Source organism: Serratia sp. N21D137 (assembly GCF_047530005.1).
Lineage (GTDB): Bacteria > Pseudomonadota > Gammaproteobacteria > Enterobacterales > Enterobacteriaceae > Chania > Chania fonticola_B.
The window spans coordinates 177,137-197,121 of the sequence record NZ_JBLJAJ010000006.1; the positions used below are offsets into that span (position 1 = coordinate 177,137).

The window sequence follows — 19,985 nt, forward strand, 5'->3', positions numbered from 1 at the left end:
AGCATAGACAACGGGAGTTTATGTGACGAGCATCGATTTTTTGATGCAAGAGATGAAGGGTTTTTAGATTTTTATGTGATCAGCTACCGGGTGTGGCGATCGAATCGCGCTGGATGATGGTCGGCTCAAAGCTCACCGGTGCGGTCAGTGGATCTATCAGCAGACGAGCGGCATATTGCGCCATTTCGGTAATAGGGAAATGCACGCTGGTGAGCGCCGGGCGGACAAAAGGCGCTCGCTCGCCGCTGTCATAGCAGATCAATGAGATATCCTGCGGTACACGCAGATGCCGTTCATTAATCGCCAGCAAGGCACCAATCGCCATTTCTTCGTTGCAGCAGTAGATCGCCGTAGGCAGCGCTTTGCTGCGCAGCAACTGGTCAGCGCACTGGTAGCCGCTTTCCAGGTCATAGACCCCTTCCGGGCAGCCTAGCGGTTGCAGGTTGGCGGCCTGCATCGCATTGAGGAACCCTTGTAACCGCTGTTGGCTGGAGGCTCGTTGGGCTGGGCCACTGATACAGGCAATGCGCCGATGGCCGGCATCGATGAGCTGCTGGGTAGCAAGCTGGCTGGCATAAACGTGATCGAAGGTGACACAGCGATCTTCCAGGCCAGGGACCAGGCGATCCAGCAGCACAAAGGAGCGCTGTTCGGCCGCCAACTGACGCAGCCGATCGTCGCTGAGGCAGCGCACGTGGAGGATCACTCCGTCGCAACGCAGGCTGAACAGGCGTTGGATCGCCAGCAGTTCATTTTCCGCACTGTTGCGGCCTTGGGTTACCAGCAGCTGTTTACCGTTGGACTCGGCTTCGGTTTGGACGAAATCCATCAGGGCACCAAAGAAGCCCCCTCGGTATGAGGTGGTGACCAGGCCCAAGGTATTGCTTTGGCTGGATGCCAACGCCCTGGCCGCGGGGTTGGGGGTATAGCCCAGTTCGGCCACCGCCCGTTTGACCTTCTCGCGGGTGAGCGCTTTGACCTTGTTGTCGCCGTTGACCACGCGTGACACAGTCGCGCGGGATACGCCCGCTATCGCTGCGACATCTTCCAGTGTCACCATTTTACTGCTCCTGATTACGGGCTTATCCCCCCACTTGATCAGATTACAGGAGATAAGTGGGTCCGGCGAGCCGAACCCAATGTTGATGGTTATGCGTTAAACTGCGGCAAATAGGCTTTATTTACCTCCAGCACTTCTTCCAGCAGCGGCTGGGCAATTTGGGCGTTGGCGACCAGAGGATTGGTGACCAGTGCCAGCAGCCCACTGCGGCGATCGCCATGCACGGCGGCCTCTATCGTCAGGCGTTCATAGGCTTTAACCTGCTGGGTCAGCGCATGCATCGAATCCGGCAGTTGGCCAAACGTCAGCGGATGGGCACCCTGAGCATCGACGATACAGTTGGTTTCTATCACAGCATCGTCTGGCAAACCGCGAATAGCGCCACGGTTTGCGGTATTGACCACTAATTGCGTGCCGAGATTATTGTGAATGGCACGGATCAGCTCTAACGCCACTTCGGAATAGAAGGAACCACCACGGAAACTGAGCTGCTCGGGCTTGCTGTCGAGATGTGGGTCTGCATACAGCTCGAACAATTCCTTCTCTACTTTCATCACCTGTTCGGCACGGGTACCGCGTTCGGCTGCGACGGAAATCTCCTCTGCCAGCATCTCTTTGGTCTGGTAGAAATAGCGGTGATAAGGGCAGGGGATCGCCCCTACGGCGCGCAGGAACTCTGGTGGCCAAGGCTCTTCCTTGATGTTGTTCATGGTCAGCGCGGCACCGTCACACAGCATGTCGAGTACCTTGTCGGTCACGTCCTTGCCGTTTTGCAGCACCTGGTGGACCCACACCATGTGGTTCAACCCCGCGAATTGCAGCTGTACCTCGGCGTAAGGGGCCTTCAGCATATTGGCGATCATGTGATGCATGCTGATCGGCACGTTACACAGGCCGATGATTTTCGCCTTGGTATAACGCGAAATGGCTTCGGTCACGATACCGGCCGGGTTGGTAAAGTTGATGATCCAGGCATCGGGTGCCAGCTGTTCAACCTTGCGGGCGATATTCAGCATCACCGGGATGGTGCGCAACGCCTTGGCAAAACCGCCAACGCCGGTAGTTTCCTGGCCGATCAGTTGGTATTTCAGGCCCAGGCGCTCGTCGGCTGCCCTGGCAGGCAACTGACCTACGCGGAACTGGGTGAGAACGAAACTGGCACCGCGAATGGCCTCGTCCAGATCGAAATGCACGCTGACCTTCACCTGCTCCAGGCCGTTACGGGCCAGCATACGCTGGGTTAATGCGGCAATGATCTCGACCTTCTCCCGGCCAGGCTCAACGTCCACCAACGCCAGTTCGGTCACCGGCAACTCTTCAATTCGCAGGATCAGGCCTTCCACCAGCTCCGGCGTGTAGCTGCTACCGCCGCCAATAATGGCGATTTTTAATGCGCTCATGAGCGGGACTCCAATTGTACCTGACGGCGATAAAGTTCGATCATGTCGTCGGCCGGATCCTGAATGACCATGGCGTTCATCAAGTGATCCTGTGCGTGTACGGTGATCAGGGTGATGGCCAGTTTGCCGCAGCCTTCGTCCATGCCGATCAGTTGGGTCTGAATGCGGTGGGCCTGTTTCACCGCCTGCTTGGATTCGGCCATATGTTCGGCGGAACCGGTGAAATCACCGGCACGGGCCTGTTGCAAAGCCATCAGCGCGCTGCTGCGGGCGCTACCGGCAAATACCAGCAGCTCCATAATGGTGCTTTCAAAATCCTGGCTGACTTCAGCCATCAGTTCAGTCACGTTATCTCTCCTGTTACTGTGCGGTGGCGGCGTTGCTGGCTTCACGTTCAGCCTCGGCCTGCTCGTGTTCCTGCGCCAGTAGTTGTTTTTCATACACCTTGAAGAACGGCAGCCAGATCGCCAGGTCAATCACCATCAGCACCAGCACCAATACGGCGGCACGGATATCCCAGGAGGCGGAGATCATCGCTCCCAGCGGTGCCGGAGCGGTCCAGGGGGCCATCGCCACCATTTTCTCCACCATGTCCCAGTGCAGGGCGAAATAAGCCAGAGTGGCGTTAACCATCGGCACCACAATCAACGGGATAAACAGCGTTGGGTTCATCACCACCGGCGAACCAAACAGCAGCGGTTCATTGATATTGAAAGCCGCCGGGACCACGCTCAGCTTGCCGATGGTGCGTAGATGAATGGAACGGCTACGCAGATAAAGGAAGGCCAACACCAGCGTGGAGCCTGAGCCGCCGATACAGACATAGAATGACCAGAATGGCGCGGTCAGCGTTTGGGTCATGGCTGCACCGTTGGCGACCAGCGCGGCGTTAGTGGCCAGGTTAGCCATAAAGATCGGGTTCAGCAGGCCGGTCACGATGTTGTCGCCGTGAATACCGGCAAACCACAGCAGGTTGGCAATCAGCACCGCCAAAAGGATGGCTGGCAGCGTATCGCCGACGGAAATCAGCGGCTGGAACACCTGCATAATCGCAGCGGGCAGCAGCAGTTGGAATTCGCTCTGCATCAGGAGGCTGATGGGGTAGACCGTCAACAGAATGCCGACCACTGGGTACAGCAGTTCAAACGAGCGGGCAATGGCAGGGGGAACCTGCTCTGGCATGCGAATGGTGATGTTGTACTTTTTCAGCAGGCGGATCAGTTCGACCGACCAAATGGCGCAGATCAGAGCGGTGAATACCCCCTGGCCACCCAGAAAATCGAGGGACATCTTGTTGTCGACCTGTGGCGCGGAGGCCAGCAGGAATGCCATCAGCGACAGCAGCGCAGCGGTCAGCGCATCCATTTTGTAGTGCTTTGCCAGACTGTAGGCGGTACCAATAGAGACAAATACGCTCATCAACCCCATGGTCATAAAGAACGGCATGGTGATGGTGTCCCAGTGCTTCTTGGCGAACCCTAACCAGGCTTGCCCAAAGCTGGAGGTGGTGGTCGCGTCAAACGGCGGGTTGGCGACGATCAGCATGATACTGCCGACGATCAAAAATGGCATAGCGCTGATAAAACCGTCACGAATGGCAATAATATGGCGCTGGCTACCGATCCGGCCAGCCAGTGGCGCGATATGGCTTTCGACCACGCGCATCAGGGAAGCGTATAGGCTCATGGGGTTCTCCGCGGCGTCAGGCGATCAGGCTGAGGGCTTGGTCTAATACCTTGTCACCGCGCAGGGTGCCGTAATCCATCATGTCGATGACGGCAACCGGCAGGCCATGCGGCCCGGCAAGCTGGCTGAAGCGGGCCAGTTCGTACTTTACCTGTGGCCCCAACAGCACCACGCTGGCAGTTGGCAACTCGGCTTCGAAATCCGCAGCCGGTACCGCCACAATCTCCACGGCCAGTTCGCGCTTTTGCGCTTCGGTTTGCATGCGTTTGACCAGCATGCTGGTGGACATCCCCGCGGCACAGCACAGCACTATCTTTTTCATCATTGCTCTCCAGTATTATTATGGTTATCAGCGCAAATGAGAGCGCTCTCATTTATTTAGCCTAGCTGGATTGCAGAACCAAACCGGGATTTGTGTCGCAAAAACCGATGAAGGGCGAAAATCGGCAAATAATGCGTGATCGGCTTGGCAAAAATCAGTACGGGGATCATACTGTCGGCAGGAAAAAACCGGGCGCACTCAGAAACGTCCGGCAATTGAGTAAATATAGGTAAATGGCTGGCGCTGCCGGGCGCAGCTCTTTAGAATCAAAGCGCTTTCCGTTGTTTGTATCTCAAAGAAAGGACCCGTTCATGTTCAAACGTACTTTAGTGACCTTCGTTGCGCTGTGTTCACTGACAGCCATGGCACCCGCCGCATTAGCCGCCGGTGAAACCCACGTCATGTTGACCACCTCGGCAGGGAATATCGAATTGGCGCTCGACAGTCAGAAGGCACCGGTCTCAACCAAGAACTTCATTGACTACGTGAACAGCGGTTACTACAACAACACCGTTTTCCACCGCGTGATCCCTGGTTTCATGGTTCAGGGTGGCGGTTTTACTGCGGATATGCAGCAGAAAACCACCAATGCACCGATCAAGAACGAAGCCGACAACGGCCTGCGTAACCTGCGTGGCACCATTTCCATGGCGCGTACCGCCGATAAAGACAGCGCCACCAGCCAGTTCTTCCTGAACGTGGCAGACAATGCGTTCCTCGATCATGGCCAGCGTGATTTTGGCTACGCGGTATTTGGCAAAATCGTTAAAGGTATGGACGTAGTAGATAAAATCTCCCAGGTACCCACTGGCAACGTCGGTCCTTACCAGAATGTCCCGAGTAAACCTATCGTGATCCTGTCGGCCAAAGTGCTGCCATAAATCACCCAAGCCGGTCTCTAGCTGGGGGCCGGCCTGCTTTTCCCTCCTGAATGTTTGCCTGCATCACTGTTTTTTTCGATCCCACGTGATTTAATTGCCCGCCTAAAACCAGACCGGATACCCGGCACTTTTTTGATCGCCCCCGTTGTTCAGGATGAGCCGTTTTTATGTACGAATTTAACCAGGTGTTACTGCTGCTACAGCAGATGTGCGTGTATCTCGTCATTGCCTATCTGCTGAGCAAGACGCCGCTGTTTATTCCGTTGATGCAGGTGACCATTCGCCTGCCGCACAAGTTGCTGTGCTACGTCATTTTCTCGGTGTTCTGCATTATGGGCACCTATTTTGGCCTGCATATTCAAGACTCCATCGCCAATACCCGCGCTATCGGCGCCGTGTTGGGCGGGCTGCTGGGTGGGCCCTCCGTCGGTTTCCTGGTTGGCCTAACGGGCGGCTTGCATCGTTATACACTGGGGGGCATGACAGACGTCGCCTGTGCGATCTCCACGGTGGCCGAAGGTCTGGTTGGCGGTATTGTGCACAGCATTGCCATGCGGCGCGGGCGTATCGATCTGCTGTTCAACCCGCTGTTTGTCGCCGGGATTGCGTTGGTGGCCGAAGTGCTGCAAATGGCGATTATCCTGATCGTCGCGCGTCCGTTCCCCGAAGCGGTGCTGCTGGTGGAGCACATCGTCCTGCCGATGCTGATCGCCAATACCATCGGTGCCGCCATGTTCATGCAGATCCTGCTTGATCGGCGGGCGATGTTTGAGAAATACACCAGCGCCTTCTCCTCCAAGGCGTTGAAGATTGCCGAACGTACCGAGGGTATTCTGCGCCAGGGGTTTGACCAGGAAAACAGCATGAAGGTGGCGCGGGTGGTCTATCAGGAGCTGGGCATCGGCGCCGTGGCGATCACCGATCGTGACAAGCTGCTGGCCTTTATCGGCATTGGTGACGACCACCATCTGCCGGGCACGCCGATCTCCTCTGTCCACTCCCATCGCGCCATCGATAACAACGAGGTGGTGTATGCCGACGGCAATGAGCTGTCTTACTGCTGCTCCATCAACGGCAATTGCAAACTAGGTTCGACACTGGTGATCCCGCTGCGTGGTGAAAACCAGCGAGTGATTGGCACCATCAAACTGTATGAACCCAAGACCAAGCTGTTTAGCACCATTAATCGCACGCTGGGGGAAGGGATTGCCAGCCTGCTGTCGGCGCAAATCATGGCCGGGCAATATGAGCGCCATAAACAGCTGCTGGCCCAGTCGGAAATCAAACTGTTGCATGCGCAGGTGAACCCGCATTTCCTGTTCAACGCCCTGAATACGCTGGTGGCGGTGATCCGCCGCGATGGTGACCGGGCCTGCGAACTGGTGCAGTATCTGTCGACCTTTTTCCGTAAAAACCTCAAGCGCTCCGACGATGAGGTGAGCCTGGCGGACGAGATCGAACATGTGAACGCCTATCTGCAGATCGAAAAGGCCCGTTTTGCCGATCGGCTGGAGATCACCGTTTCGCTGCCGGAAGAGTTGCTGGCAGTGCGTTTACCTGCGTTCTCGCTGCAGCCGATTGTGGAAAATGCCATCAAGCACGGTACTTCCCATCTGTTGGGGATTGGCCGTGTCGATATTGGTGCTCGTCTGGAGGGCGATCACTTGCTGTTGCAGGTGACGGATAACGCCGGGCTGTTCCGTCAGCAGACCGGCGGCAGCGGGTTGGGGATGAACCTGGTCGATCGGCGTATCCGCGTGCGCTATGGTGAAGATTATGGCGTGCAGGTCACCTGCGAACCTGAAGCCTATACTTGCATCACCCTTAACGTTCCCTTGGCGAGGGCTGCTTGATGTTGAACGTACTGATTGTCGATGACGAGCCCTTTGCCCGCGATAACCTGCGCCACCTGCTGGAAGAGGAAGAGGGCATTACCATTATTGGTGAATGCGCCAATGCCATTGAGGCCATCAGCCAAATCCACCGCTTGCAACCGGACGTGGTATTCCTGGACATCCAGATGCCGCGTATCAGCGGATTGGAAATGGTTGGCATGCTCGATCCGAACCGTATGCCCTACATCGTGTTTCTGACGGCCTATGACGAATACGCAGTGCAGGCCTTTGAGCAGCATGCGTTTGATTACCTGCTGAAACCGGCGGAGCCGAATCGGCTGAATAAAACCCTGCAGCGCCTGCATCAGCGCCGTGCTCCGCAGAATATTGCGGCGCTGGATGAAAGCGCGGGCTACCTGAAATACATTCCCTGCACCGGCCACAGCCGGATTTACCTGCTGCGTTTCGATGAGGTGATTGCTATCCGCTCACGCTCGACCGGGGTGTATGTGGTACGCAATGACGGCATGGAGTGTTTTACCGAACTGACGCTTCGCACGTTGGAAAGCCGCACGCCATTGGTGCGCTGCCACCGGCAATATCTGGTGAACCTTGAGCAGGTCAAAGAGATCCGTTTTGAAGAAAGTGGCACGGCGGAAATGATTATGTCGGTGGGGGAGCCGGTACCGGTCAGCCGCCGCTATCTCAAATCGCTGAAAGAAGAGCTGGGGTTACGCGGATAACGTTAAGCGACTCGGTTTGGCATCAGAGACTCGAATGTGCCACAGATTGACTCCTACGATTGATATCGGCTCCGCATCAGCTCCCTCTTACTAAAGGAAGGGCTGGTTGCACGTCCCGCGATACGGTTTGGCATGAGGGACCCTAATGTGCCACAGATTGACTCCTACGATTGATATCGGCTCCGCATCAGCTCCCTCTCCCTAAAGGAAGGACTGGTTGCACGTCCCGCGATACGGTTTGGCATGAGGGACCCTAACGTGCCACAGATTAACTCCTACGATTGATATCGGCTTGAAGAGTTTGCTGAGGTGGCCTCTTTCACTTGCAAAAGAGCAGGGGCTAATAGCTCCCTCTCCCTGTGGGAGAGGGTTGGGGTGAGGGGCCCTTTTGTTTGTCCTTGACGGGTTTACGTCTCGCTTATAGCCTTGATGATATCAAAGGGCGCATTCGCGCCGTACAGGGTTATAGGAACAGAAAATGAGCGAAGCACGGATTATTGCCAAAGCGATGAAAGACGGGAAACCGGCGCAGGAACTGGTCATTTTGCCTGCTCTGGCTAACCGCCACGGGTTGATCACCGGGGCGACCGGTACGGGCAAAACGGTCACCCTGCAAAAGATGGCGGAGCAATTCTCGCGCATTGGCATTCCGGTATTCCTGGCGGACGTTAAAGGCGATCTGTCGGGCATTGCGGCCGAAGGTGTTCCCTCCGAGAAGTTGCAGGCGCGGTTGGCGGCAATTGGCGTTACCGACTGGCAACCCCAAGCCTGTTCCATGATCCCTTGGGATATTTTTGGTGAAAAGGGCCATCCTATCCGTGCCACCATTTCCGATCTTGGCCCGCTGCTGCTTGGTCGCCTGCTGGATCTGAATGAGGTGCAGAGCGGCGTGTTGCAGTTGGTGTTCAAGATCGCCGATGACAACGCCTTACTGCTGCTGGATATGAAAGACCTGCGTGCGATGGTGCAGTACGTCGGGGATAACGCCAAACAGTTCCAAACCCAGTACGGCAACATTTCTTCGGCCTCGATCGGGGCGATCCAGCGTGGTTTGCTGACGCTGAAACAGCAGGGTGCCAATCAGTTCTTTGGCGAGCCGATGTTGGATATCAACGATCTGATGAGAACCGACGCCAACGGGCACGGCATTATCAACCTGCTGGCGGCGGATAAGCTGATTAACCAGCCGAAGCTGTATGCGGTGTTTTTGCTGTGGCTACTGGCGGAGCTGTTTGAGCATTTGCCGGAAGTGGGCGATCCGGAACAGCCAAAGCTGGTGTTTTTCTTCGACGAAGCCCACCTGCTGTTTAACGATGCGCCGCCGGCATTGCTGACCAAAATTGAGCAGGTGGTGCGCCTGATCCGCTCCAAAGGCGTGGGCATCTACTTTGTCACTCAGAATCCATTGGATATCCCGGACAGTGTCTTGGGCCAGTTGGGTAACCGTGTCCAGCACGCGTTGCGGGCCTTTACACCACGCGATCAGAAAGCGGTGAAGGCGGCGGCCCAAACCATGCGCGCCAATCCAGACTTTGATGCGGAAACGGCAATCACTGAGCTAGGCGTGGGCGAGGCATTAGTTTCCTTCCTGGATGAGAAAGGGCGGCCGAACGTGGTGGAGCGTGCGATGGTGATCGCACCGGAATCGAAAATGGGCATGCTGGGGGCCGAAGGGATGAACAGCGCCATCAATAAATCCCCGCTCTACGGACGCTATGAGGATATGGTGGATCGTGAATCTGCCTATGAAAAACTGGCCGCAGGTGGTTTTGCCACTGTGGGTACGCCACAGCCTGGGCAACCGGCTCAGAAACCGGCCGCAGGGCAGGAAAGCGGCGGTGGCTTGATGGGCGGCTTGAACGAAATCCTGTTCGGCTCCACTGGTCCACGCGGCGGTAAACACGACGGCATCGTACAGACCGCCGCCAAGAGCATGGCGCGCGATCTGGGCCGCCAGATCCTGCGCGGCGTTTTAGGCTCGATCATGGGTGGCCGCAAAAAGTAGGTCTGTGATTATTTTGTGGGGTGCAGAATACTGCGTCCGTTTAGCTTTGCCAGCAGTTTCAAACTTGGCAGTCAGAGCAGATTTCGCAGACAGTGTCTGCGAAATGGCTTGCCTCACAAATTTCTCTGATAGCATCTGAGCAATTTCCAGGCTAAAGCCCTAAAACTGCTCAGGATGCTTGGTGTGAAACTGGATGATTGAGCAAGTCATTAAATCAACACCTTAAGCCCATGTTTCAGGACCACGGTAAGTAACTTCAACGACAGGCCACTGGGACGTTTTGCGCCGCTTTCCCATTTTTGTACTGTAGAAACGCTGGTGTTTAGATAACGGGCAAAGACTGGCTGGCTGACATTGAGCTTTTCCCGCAATGCTTTGATTTCAAGTGGTTGAAGATCTTTGACGCTGCTGATGCAGGCTTGATCGAAGCTACGCATCGTCTCCTGCGGGATGGCATCGACGCTGAATAACCCAGAAGCTGCACTATGGATGGCTTCAAACGCAGGACTTTTGAATTTACTTTTTGCGGTCATGACAAATCTCCACCAGCTCTTTATTTGTAATCAATGCCATAATCTTTTCATCTGTAAGTACCGCATAGTACTTTGCTAACTCTCGAAATCCAGCAAGTTCACGTTTATCGATGTTGGCCATATCCTGTTTAGCATACAGGAACGTGTAAAACCAATGCACTCCGCCTTTGGCTAATATTATCGCGCGATCACGATTCTCCCTTAGGCGCTTCTTGTATACTCCGCCTCCGAGGTCATCGGCCTTCCCTTCTATCACTGCGTCAATAGCCCGGCATAATTCCCTATCTTTGATGCCATGAGATTCGGCCGTTTTGGCAAACCATTTGGTTTTAAATACGCGCATTAGGTTGACATCCTGTTACCTTAACTATAGCACTTAGTGCTAGATTACTCTCTTTTTTGGCTGATTCAACGTTTTCAAATCAGCAAAACTGTCCGTCTTTATGGAGTACTGTTCGTACGTGGCTATAGGTGTAATGGCGAAGGTTAGATAAACTCGGCTATCTAGCTATTTGATACGGGCGACCGTAACGATCCTTCATACTAAGTTCATTTAAACATGCTGCTGCTGATCGATAACTACGACTCTTTTACCTACAACCTCTATCAGTACTTCTGCGAACTGGGTGCAGAAGTGCTGGTGAAGCGTAACGATGAACTGCAACTGGCCGATATTGAGCGGCTGGCACCGCAACATCTGGTGATCTCCCCTGGCCCCTGTACGCCGAACGAGGCGGGCATCTCGCTGGCCGCGATCCGCCATTTTGCCGGCAAGTTGCCGATCCTTGGGGTTTGCCTTGGGCATCAGGCGTTGGGCCAAGCGTTTGGCGCCGACGTGGTTCGCGCTCGAGAGGTGATGCACGGCAAAACCTCAGCTATCCGCCATCAAAATCTCGGCGTGTTCAAGGGATTGAATAATCCACTGACCGTCACCCGCTACCATTCACTGATCCTGGACGCGGCGACGTTGCCGGAGTGCTTTGAGGTGACCGCCTGGAGCGAACGTGACGGGGAACGGGATGAGATCATGGGGATCCGCCACCGGACGCTGGCGTTGGAAGGCGTACAGTTCCATCCTGAGAGCATTCTCAGCGAACAGGGGCACCAACTGCTGGGTAATTTCCTTGGAAGTTAGCCGTTAGTGGTTTTTTAAGCTTGCCCTTGATTGGTTTTTTATGCATATTTTGTGATTATATTTTCACTTGATGGTTAGCCGACTGGAGCCAGTAATGACCGAAAAAACCGCAGTTACCCGCAGCACCTTTGATCAGGTTATCCTGCCTGTTTATGCACCCGCCCAGTTTGTGCCGGTGAAGGGCAAGGGGAGCCGCGTATGGGACCAGCAGGGGAAAGAGTATATCGACTTCTCTGGTGGCATTGCGGTGACTGCGTTGGGGCACTGCCATCCGGCACTGGTTGAGGCTCTAAAGCAGCAGGGCGAAACCTTGTGGCATACCAGCAACGTATTCACCAATGAGCCCGCGCTGCGCCTGGCCAGTAAATTGATCGCTGCCACCTTCGCCGACCGGGTGTTTTTCGCCAACTCGGGTGCGGAGGCTAACGAAGCGGCTTTCAAGCTCGCTCGTCATTACGCCATCACCCGTCATAGCCCGTATAAAACCAAGATTATCGCGTTTAATAACGCTTTCCATGGCCGTACGCTGTTCACCGTTTCCGTGGGCGGGCAGCCAAAATATTCCGACGGCTTTGGGCCGAAACCGGCCGATATCGTGCATGTACCTTTCAACGATCTGGCCGCGGTGAAAGCGGTGATGGACGATCACACCTGTGCGGTAGTGATGGAGCCTATTCAGGGTGAAGGGGGCATTACCGCCGCCGATCCTGTCTTCCTCAAGGGCGTACGTGAACTTTGCGACCAACATCAGGCGCTGCTGGTGTTTGATGAAGTGCAAAGCGGTATGGGCCGTAGCGGCAAGCTGTTTACCTATATGCATTACGGCATTACGCCAGACATCCTCACCACCGCCAAAGCGCTGGGCGGCGGTTTCCCGGTGAGCGCGATGCTGACCACCGAAGAGATCGCCTCGGTGATGCAGGTTGGCACCCACGGCACCACCTACGGCGGCAACCCACTGGCCTGTGCAGTGGCAGAGGCAGCGTTGGACGTGATCAACACGCCAGAGGTGCTAAGCGGGATTGAGCAGCGTCGTGGGCTGTTTGTTCAGGCTTTGCAGGAGATCGGTAAGAAATACGATGTGTTCAGCGATATTCGTGGCATGGGGCTGTTGATTGGCGCGGAACTGAAGGCGGGCTATCACGGCAAAGCGCGTGATTTCCTCACTGCCGCCGCTGCACGTGGCTTGATGATCCTCAATGCCGGGCCAAATGTGATCCGTTTTGCCCCTTCGTTGGTGGTTGAGCTGAAAGATATCGACGAAGGCATGGCGCTGTTCGAATTGGCCGTACAGGATGTGATTAACGGCTGATCAAGTTAGCGGGGCTGCGGTCCCGCTAGTCTCAGCTTTCCCGCAATTTGCGCTTCAGCCAGATCCCATGATGTGGGCGCTGGCGCCATGCCAATGACGAAATGGTATGCATCACGGTCAGGTGAGAAAGGATCCGCCTCAAGTGGCGTTCCATCTCGGTGATCGGCATATCTGGATGCAGGTCCGGCGGCTGCATGATGCTGTTGCTGGTACTCGGGCCGTCATATTCCAACCGCTGCTGACAGCTCTGTAAGGCGATCTCACAGGTTTGCAGATACTCCTGAGCCAGCTTTGGCGTCAGCATATAGTGCTCGCGCGCCAGAATGGTCATCGCATTCAGGTGTTCAACAATAAACTGGTTATGGGTGATCCACAGCCGCATATCAGCCAGATAATTCGATTCAAACCCCGGTTCCTGCATCGCCTGATTGAGGGAGGTAAACAGGGCGTTATGCGCCTGATTGACCTGCATGCGTGTGTAGGCCAGTTCGCTGGGGTCGGGTTCCTGTTCTTCCAGCAATAAACGCAGTGCAGTCTGATCGTGCTCCAGAGCCTGATGGGCGTTTTTACGCAGCATGCCGCTCTGCCACTGCGGCCATAGCCAGATCGTGCCACCAAACACCAGTACGCAGCCGATAAGGGTATCGATCAGGCGGGGGACCAGGAAATGGGTACCGTTCAGCGCCAGGAGCTGCAAGGTGTAGACGGCGGTCACGGTGAAGCCCATCACCGCCAGCCCGTAGTTTTTCCGCAGGATCAGATAGGCCGCCAGGGTGATGGCCAACATGATGCTCAGCGTCACGTTCTCCGGCATCTGTAGTTGCAACAGTCCAGCGGCAATCACCAGCCCGGCCAACGTGCCGAGGGCACGGTGCTGGATCCTCACCCGCGTGGCGTTATAGCCGTTTTGGCTGACCAGCATGATGGTCAGCAAGATCCAGTAGGGTTTTGGCAGATTGAACAGCATGCCAAGGCTGCTGCCTGCCGCCAGAATGACCCCCAGTCTGGCGGCGTTACGCAAGGCGTTGGATTTGAACGATAGATAGCTCACCACTGCAGGCCAGAACGGCAGGCGTGACTGATTGGCCATCAGATTACGGCGGTAAAGTGGGTGCTGAGTGCGCAGCAGGCGTGCGATGCGACTGAAGTGGTAATAGCAGAACTGGCCAACCGGGTTATCGGCGTGCTGTGAGGCCACTTTTTCCAGCGCCGCCAGCTCATTCTTCATGCTGAAACGCGCAGAGTGCCGATGATAGAGAATATCGTCGGCCACCACCCGCAGGCGCGTGGCGATCACCTGGGCGTTGCGGCGGATGATCGCTTCGGCCTGGCTTTGCTCCACCAGCTTTTGCACTTCTTCCGGCAGATGCAGGCTGACGGTGATGTGCTCTTGCAAATCGAGCGCCACCTGAAACGTACGCCGCAGGCGCTTTTGCTCCAGGTTATTGGCATGGGGCAGGAAATTAAGCTGTTGGTATAGCAGACTGATCAGATCCATGACTTTCTGCTGGCGTTGCAACAGCGGCGGCAGGGCAGTTTCAGGATCGGTATGCTGCGTCAGTAATGAGTATTTGGCTTCAAAATAGTCGGCCAGCTGCATATACAGCTGGCTTAGAGATTCGCGCATCGGCTGCTCTTTCCACAGCTTGAACCAGGCCCAGGTAAACAGCCCGTACCAGGCGGTGCCGACGATATACAGCAAAGGGGCATGCCAGATTGGCACGGTGCCTACCATGCTGAGGGAAAAGATGGCGGCGACCAATGCGGCTGGTAGCAGGCGTGCGTGCAGCGGGCTGATCTCACCGCTGACGCCGAGCAACAGCGCCATTGCCAGCATCAGCAAGGGTAACGGCAGATCCCACAGCAGGGCTTGTTGCAGCAGAAGGCTGCTGAGTGCGAACAGGGAGCCGCCTACGACCAGGCGTTTGAAAAAGCGTTTGTGCGGCGTATCCAGCCCGGCAATGTTGCAGCAGGCGGGCACCAACGAGAACAGCATGCCGAGTTGCAGGTTGCCAATCAGTAAACCAAACGCCACCGGCAGGCACAACACCAGCGTTTGCCGCAGTGCGTAGTTGACTTCCGGGTGGTAGATCAGGCGGCGCCACATGGTTGGCTATTCAGCAGGTAAAGAAACGGCGCATTGCTGCACCGTTTCCCTGGGGATTAACGCGTACCGTACACGACAATGGTTTTGCCGTGCGCGGAGATCAGGTTTTGATCTTCGAGCATTTTCAAAATACGACCGACGGTTTCACGTGAGCAACCGACGATTTGGCCAATTTCCTGGCGGGTGATTTTGATCTGCATGCCGTCTGGGTGAGTCATGGCATCAGGCTGTTTTGCCAGGTTCAGCAAGGTCTGTGCAATGCGGCCGGTTACGTCAAGGAAGGCGAGGTTACCCACTTTCTCTGAGGTGACTTGCAGGCGGTTAGCCATCTGTGCGGACAGGCGCATCAGGATATCCGGGTTAACCTGGATCAACTGGCGGAATTTCTTGTAGGAAATTTCAGCCACTTCACAGGCGGTTTTGGCCCGTACCCAGGCGCTACGCTCCTGGCCTTCTTCAAATAATCCTAGCTCGCCGATGAAATCCCCCTGGTTAAGGTAGGACAGGATCATCTCTTTGCCTTCTTCATCTTTAATCAGCACCGCGACGGAGCCTTTGACGATGTAGTAAAGCGTTTCGGCCTTTTCACCTTGGTGAATAAGCGTACTCTTCGATGGATATTTGTGGATATGGCAATGAGACAGGAACCATTCGAGAGTCGGGTCTGTTTGCGGTTTGCCGAGAACCATTCGCTGTTATCCTCTGTTGTTATCGCTGCCTTGTATCACAGGGGTCAGAGTTCCCTGTAAAACGTGCTTATAGCCCGGTGTTTTAATTGTGGCTATCAACAGGTTTTGAGGCGTGTTATAGAAATACGCTTGTGCTCTAGCATATTAACTTGCAGGGAGAGCTGCAAGCTACATTCTGTTAACAAACCAATATAGGGGCCTTTCCTTGGACATATCCCTGAAATCGGTGACCTGGAAAGAGTTATTGCGGCTCTGTTTGTAGCACAGAGTGAGGCGGGTGTCTTGTGTTGTCTCGCTTCAGCATGATTAGCGTCAGGTTACGTTGCCAGAATGTATGCGAAAGCGTACCCTGTTTTTAAGAAATTAACCGGAGTGTGTAACATGCAGGCAAGAGTTAAGTGGGTAGAAGGGCTGACATTCCTGGGTGAGTCTGCGTCTGGTCACCAGGTTTTGATGGATGGCAACGCTGGCGATAAAGCGCCAAGCCCGATGGAAATGGTGTTGATGTCCGTCGGCGGCTGTAGCGCCATCGACGTAGTGTCGATCCTGCAAAAAGGGCGTAACGATGTGCGTGACTGTGAGGTAAAACTGACCTCCGAGCGTCGTGAAGAAGCACCGCGTCTGTTTACCCATATCAATCTGCATTTTATCGTCACCGGCAAAGGGCTGACCGATAAGATCGTCGAGCGTGCGGTGGATCTTTCCGCCGAGAAATACTGCTCCGTCTCCTTGATGCTGGGTAAAGCCGCCAGCATTACCCACAGCTTCGAAATCCGCGAAGTGGCCTGATCCTACCAAGGGTAGCGCAGGCAGTGGGCACGCAATAAATCAAGAAATCGCCGTGCCGTCACGGTTAGCGGCGATTTCTGTGAATACAGCACGCAATATTGCGCTTGTGGCAACGTGTCGATAGGCAATGCCACCAGCCGACGCTGCAAATAGAACGGTGCACTCATCGCCCGCGCCACGATAGTCAAATAATCCGCCTCCAGCACCATATTCAAGCCACAGGTCACAGAGTCCGAGCGAATGGGCGAACGACTCAATTGCTGATAGAAGGTGCCTAACACCGCACGCAACTGCTGGTAGTAACCCATATCGGTTTCCGGTAATAACCACTTGGCCTCACGCAATTCGTCCAACGAGGTGGCCTGCGCCAGTGGGTGCCCCTGGCGTGCGATAATGCAAAAAGAGGCGTTGAACAGCGGTTCACGCACCAGATCCTCCAGCGGAAGTTCCGGGCTGACGGTACCCACGGCAAAATCCAGGCGGCCTTCGCGCAATGCTGGCAGTAGCGTAGAAAGCTGCGCTTCGCGGATTAGGAGATTGGCCTGTGGAAACGGCTGTTTGAAGGCTTCGACCAGTTCCGGTAATACCGTCAGGGCGAGTAGCGAAGAGCAGCCAATGGCGACGTTACCTTGCGAATGCTGATTCAACTGCTGGATCTCGTCGGCGGCGCGCTGCAATTCCTCCAGGATCAACTGCATTCGCAGGGCGAAGGCGCGGCCGGTTTCGGTCAGCGTCATTCCCTGACTGCTGCGATTGATCAACTGGGTTTCCAGGATCTGTTCCAGTTCACGGATGGTGCGGCTCACCGCCGGTTGAGATTGCTCAAGCGCGCGTGCCGCCCCGCGAATACTGCCGCTGCGGATCACCTGCTGGAAGACTTTCAACTGTTGTAACTTCGGTAAATAGCGCATTCCCCACCCTATCAATAAAAAGCATCACCCCTTACAAAATTGTATCTTATGCCGCTCGGCAAAAGGCGATAATTTCAGCATGTTGCTGTAAGTGACTGTTATTAAAACTATAAAGTGACCTGGATCACATTATTAAACTACGCCCCTCACGCTGGTGGGCAGCCTGGGTGATAACTTAAAGGAATATCGGCGATGAAAAATCGTTCGCTAATGATTTTTTTGCTGTTTGTGGGCTATGTCGTGGTGTACATCGATAAAACCGTGATGGGTTTTGCGCTGTTACCTATCGAACGCGAGTTCAATCTACAGCCGGAACAGCTGGGCTACATTACCGGGATGTTTTTCCTGGCGTATTCCCTGTTCCAGATACCGGCGGGCTGGCTCAATGACCGCTTTGGCTTTAAGAAAGTGCTGTGCAGTTCGTTACTGCTGCTGGGGGGATTCGCCCTGTGCTTCGGCATTCTGGGGTTCGGCCTGGGCCTGCTGGTGACGTTCCGCTTCCTGTCCGGCATTGGCCACTCCGGCTATCCGTGTTCCTGCGCCAAGGCGGTGGTGGCGAATTTCCCACTGGAACAGCGCACCTTCGCGCAGTCCATTCTGCTGTCCTCCGCCGGGTTGGCGATGACCGTCGGGCCGCTGGTCGCGGTCTATTGCCTGGATCACATCGGCTGGCGTGGGTCGTTCTCTGCGCTTGGCCTGTTGGCATTCGTGATTGCCGCCTGCATCTTGTGGCTGGTGCCCAATCCGCCACAGGTGGCGCCCGCCAAAGCTGGGGTAGCCGTAGCCAACTATAAGGCTCTACTGAAAAACCCAATCGTGCTGCTGCTGTTTGTGGCGATTTTCTGTATCAACATCCCGTCGTACGGCCTGATGGCCTGGCTGCCGAAATTCCTGGTACAGCAGCGCGGAATGCCGCTTGACGTCTCCAGCATGGTGGTGGCCGCCGGCGGTCTGGGGATCTGGATCTCCTCACTCGGCACCGGCTGGCTGGTCGGGCGCTACCTGCAAGGGCATGAGCCGTGGGTGATCTTCTTCAGTTCCCTGCTCAGCGCCTTGTGCATCTGGCTGGTGTTTACCAGCGAATCGGCTCTGACGGCCAGCCTGTTCTTGTTCCTGGGTTATATCTTCCTGATGGCCTCGTTCGTCACGGTGTTTACCCTGCCTATGAAGCGCTTGCCTACGGAAGTGATGGGGGCTGCGATGGGGCTGATTAACACCGGTGGCACCTTGGGTGGCTTTGTGGCCCCTATCGCCATGGGGTATCTGATCACTATCAGCCACAACTACATGACGACGTTTATCTTTTTGGCACTGGCGATGGTGGTTTCCGGGCTGGTGATCCTGCCATTGGCGGGCAGAGCACGCCAACCGGCACTGAATTAAGGAGTATGAACATGAACATTGAACAGCTGATTGACGGTGTGGAACAACAGGTATTGCAGTGGCGTCGCCACCTGCATGCCAATCCAGAGTTGTCATTTCAAGAGGCGCAGACGGCAGATTACATAGCCGGACAACTGGCTAGCCTTGGTCCGTTGAAGATCACCCGTCCTACGCCGAATAGCGTGGTTGCCGAATTGCAGGGCGCAGCGCCGGGGCCATGCTATGCATTGCGCGCCGATATTGATGCCTTGCCGATCCAGGAGGAAAGCGACGAGCCTTTCTGCTCGACCCGGCCAGGGGTGATGCATGCCTGCGGCCATGATGCTCACAGCGCGATGTTGCTGGGCGCGGCCAGCGTGCTGTGCCAGTTGCAGGCGCAGCTGCAAGGTTCGGTGCGTTTTATCTTCCAGCATGCCGAAGAAGTGCCACCGGGCGGAGCCCAACAGCTGGTAGACCTGGGTGTTCTGGATGGCGTGAAGATGATCTTCGGCCTGCATGTCATGCCCAACTTCCCGACCGGTGAGGTGGGCTTGAAGCAGGGCGTGTTCAGTGGCTCCAGCGATAACTTCGACATCGTGCTGCAGGGTAAGGGTGGACATGGCTCGATGCCGCATCTGTGTATCGATCCGGTGCCGATTGGTGCGGAGATCGTTAGCGCATTACAGCAGATCGTGGCACGGAAGCTGGATCCGTTAAATGCCCCGGTGTTGACGGTGGCAACCTTCCAGGCAGGAGACAGCTATAACGTCATTCCAGACACTGCCCGGTTGGCAGGAACGTTACGTACTCATAATCAGGAAGTCCGTGATCGGGTGCCGCTGTTGGTAGAGCAAACCGTTGCTGGGATCAGCCAGGCGCACGGTGCCAGCTACAAGGTTGACTGGACGCGTGGCTATACCATCGGTAATAACCACCCTGATGCCTGCGTTATTGCGCGCGAGGTGGTGGCCGAAGCCGTGGGGCCACAGGCGTTGCGGGAATTGACCAGCGCGATGTTTGGCAGCGAAGATTTCTCCTCCTATCAGGAGAAAGTGCCGGGGTGCTTCCTGTTTATCGGCAGCGGTAACGAGGCGATCGGTGCCACCTACGGCGTGCATAATCCCCGTTTTAAACTGGACGAGGCGGCGATGCAGATTGGCGTGAAACTGCACGTCGGTTTTATCCGCCACCTGTTGATGCGCTAACGACGGCGGG

Annotated in this window: 19 protein-coding genes; 9 read left to right on the forward strand and 10 right to left on the reverse strand. The window is 55.6% G+C overall.

Annotated elements, in window-relative coordinates; all coding sequences use genetic code 11:
- Nucleotides 1–79: 79 nt before the first annotated feature.
- From ACMV5H_RS07470 to ACMV5H_RS07490, 5 genes are all read right to left on the reverse strand, one after another.
- Complete coding sequence (locus ACMV5H_RS07470) at nucleotides 80–1,060, reverse strand: LacI family DNA-binding transcriptional regulator (RefSeq protein WP_071681335.1); 981 nt, start codon at nucleotides 1,058–1,060, stop codon at nucleotides 80–82.
- An 89-nt stretch (nucleotides 1,061–1,149) separates the two neighbouring features.
- Complete coding sequence (locus ACMV5H_RS07475) at nucleotides 1,150–2,460, reverse strand: 6-phospho-beta-glucosidase (RefSeq protein WP_414821653.1); 1,311 nt, start codon at nucleotides 2,458–2,460, stop codon at nucleotides 1,150–1,152.
- Nucleotides 2,457–2,795: a PTS lactose/cellobiose transporter subunit IIA gene (locus ACMV5H_RS07480; RefSeq protein WP_414821662.1), complete on the reverse strand. Its 339-nt coding sequence runs from the start codon at nucleotides 2,793–2,795 to the stop codon at nucleotides 2,457–2,459. Before ACMV5H_RS07480 ends, ACMV5H_RS07475 begins: the two co-directional genes overlap by 4 nt.
- Before the next feature lie 25 nt (nucleotides 2,796–2,820).
- Nucleotides 2,821–4,146, reverse strand: a complete 1,326-nt coding sequence (locus ACMV5H_RS07485; protein WP_094981654.1) for a PTS sugar transporter subunit IIC — start codon at nucleotides 4,144–4,146, stop codon at nucleotides 2,821–2,823.
- Nucleotides 4,147–4,162: 16 nt separating this feature from the next.
- Nucleotides 4,163–4,468, reverse strand: coding sequence for a PTS sugar transporter subunit IIB (locus ACMV5H_RS07490; RefSeq protein ID WP_037376515.1), 306 nt, complete (start codon nucleotides 4,466–4,468; stop codon nucleotides 4,163–4,165).
- A gap of 311 nt (nucleotides 4,469–4,779) precedes the next feature.
- Here ACMV5H_RS07490 and ppiA point away from each other — a divergent pair, with 311 nt between their 5' ends.
- The 4 genes from ppiA to ACMV5H_RS07510 all read left to right on the forward strand — a co-directional run bounded on the left by ppiA (nucleotide 4,780) and on the right by ACMV5H_RS07510 (nucleotide 9,932).
- On the forward strand, nucleotides 4,780–5,349 hold the full coding sequence (gene ppiA, locus ACMV5H_RS07495) for a peptidylprolyl isomerase A (RefSeq protein WP_021181682.1): 570 nt from the start codon (nucleotides 4,780–4,782) through the stop codon (nucleotides 5,347–5,349).
- Between the two features lie 167 nt (nucleotides 5,350–5,516).
- Nucleotides 5,517–7,202 (forward strand): sensor histidine kinase, encoded by a 1,686-nt coding sequence (locus ACMV5H_RS07500; RefSeq protein WP_021807483.1) that lies wholly within the window; start codon nucleotides 5,517–5,519, stop codon nucleotides 7,200–7,202.
- Nucleotides 7,202–7,927 (forward strand): two-component system response regulator BtsR, encoded by a 726-nt coding sequence (gene btsR / locus ACMV5H_RS07505; protein WP_021181680.1) that lies wholly within the window; start codon nucleotides 7,202–7,204, stop codon nucleotides 7,925–7,927. Before ACMV5H_RS07500 ends, btsR begins: the two co-directional genes overlap by 1 nt.
- Before the next feature lie 478 nt (nucleotides 7,928–8,405).
- A complete protein-coding gene (locus ACMV5H_RS07510) occupies nucleotides 8,406–9,932 on the forward strand; it encodes a helicase HerA-like C-terminal domain-containing protein (protein WP_414821654.1) in 1,527 nt (508 codons plus the stop codon).
- A gap of 209 nt (nucleotides 9,933–10,141) precedes the next feature.
- Here the strand turns inward: ACMV5H_RS07510 and ACMV5H_RS07515 are convergent, their stop codons facing one another.
- Together ACMV5H_RS07515 and ACMV5H_RS07520 are read right to left on the reverse strand one after the other, a co-directional pair.
- Nucleotides 10,142–10,465, reverse strand: a complete 324-nt coding sequence (locus ACMV5H_RS07515) for a helix-turn-helix domain-containing protein (protein WP_021181678.1) — start codon at nucleotides 10,463–10,465, stop codon at nucleotides 10,142–10,144.
- Nucleotides 10,449–10,808 (reverse strand): type II toxin-antitoxin system RelE/ParE family toxin, encoded by a 360-nt coding sequence (locus ACMV5H_RS07520; protein ID WP_037376694.1) that lies wholly within the window; start codon nucleotides 10,806–10,808, stop codon nucleotides 10,449–10,451. The genes ACMV5H_RS07515 and ACMV5H_RS07520 overlap by 17 nt, the downstream gene beginning before the upstream one ends.
- A 216-nt stretch (nucleotides 10,809–11,024) precedes the next feature.
- Here ACMV5H_RS07520 and ACMV5H_RS07525 point away from each other — a divergent pair, with 216 nt between their 5' ends.
- Nucleotides 11,025–11,600, forward strand: coding sequence for an aminodeoxychorismate synthase component II (locus ACMV5H_RS07525; RefSeq protein ID WP_059199470.1), 576 nt, complete (start codon nucleotides 11,025–11,027; stop codon nucleotides 11,598–11,600).
- 94 nt (nucleotides 11,601–11,694) lie between these two features.
- Nucleotides 11,695–12,912 carry a bifunctional acetylornithine/succinyldiaminopimelate transaminase gene (gene argD / locus ACMV5H_RS07530; RefSeq protein WP_024482717.1) on the forward strand — a complete coding sequence of 406 codons (1,218 nt, stop codon included), beginning with the start codon at nucleotides 11,695–11,697 and terminating at the stop codon, nucleotides 12,910–12,912.
- Nucleotides 12,913–12,943: 31 nt separating this feature from the next.
- Here the strand turns inward: argD and ACMV5H_RS07535 are convergent, their stop codons facing one another.
- Together ACMV5H_RS07535 and crp are read right to left on the reverse strand one after the other, a co-directional pair.
- The gene (locus ACMV5H_RS07535) at nucleotides 12,944–15,019 is read right to left on the reverse strand and encodes a YccS/YhfK family putative transporter (protein ID WP_094981644.1); all 2,076 of its coding nucleotides are present in this window, start codon (nucleotides 15,017–15,019) and stop codon (nucleotides 12,944–12,946) included.
- 56 nt (nucleotides 15,020–15,075) lie between these two features.
- Entirely contained in the window at nucleotides 15,076–15,708 is a 633-nt protein-coding gene (crp, locus tag ACMV5H_RS07540) for a cAMP-activated global transcriptional regulator CRP (RefSeq protein ID WP_005969523.1), read from the reverse strand.
- Nucleotides 15,709–16,089: 381 nt separating this feature from the next.
- On the opposite strand from crp, the gene ACMV5H_RS07545 reads away from it, so the two are divergent.
- Nucleotides 16,090–16,497: an OsmC family protein gene (locus tag ACMV5H_RS07545; protein ID WP_021181673.1), complete on the forward strand. Its 408-nt coding sequence runs from the start codon at nucleotides 16,090–16,092 to the stop codon at nucleotides 16,495–16,497.
- A gap of 2 nt (nucleotides 16,498–16,499) precedes the next feature.
- On the opposite strand, the gene ACMV5H_RS07550 is transcribed toward ACMV5H_RS07545, so the two are convergent.
- Complete coding sequence (locus ACMV5H_RS07550) at nucleotides 16,500–17,408, reverse strand: LysR substrate-binding domain-containing protein (protein ID WP_021808048.1); 909 nt, start codon at nucleotides 17,406–17,408, stop codon at nucleotides 16,500–16,502.
- 192 nt (nucleotides 17,409–17,600) lie between these two features.
- On the opposite strand from ACMV5H_RS07550, the gene ACMV5H_RS07555 reads away from it, so the two are divergent.
- Both ACMV5H_RS07555 and ACMV5H_RS07560 read left to right on the forward strand, forming a co-directional pair.
- Nucleotides 17,601–18,791 (forward strand): MFS transporter, encoded by a 1,191-nt coding sequence (locus ACMV5H_RS07555; RefSeq protein ID WP_115159415.1) that lies wholly within the window; start codon nucleotides 17,601–17,603, stop codon nucleotides 18,789–18,791.
- Between the two features lie 5 nt (nucleotides 18,792–18,796).
- Nucleotides 18,797–19,975: an amidohydrolase gene (locus ACMV5H_RS07560; RefSeq protein WP_115159416.1), complete on the forward strand. Its 1,179-nt coding sequence runs from the start codon at nucleotides 18,797–18,799 to the stop codon at nucleotides 19,973–19,975.
- Nucleotides 19,976–19,985: the final 10 nt, after the last annotated feature.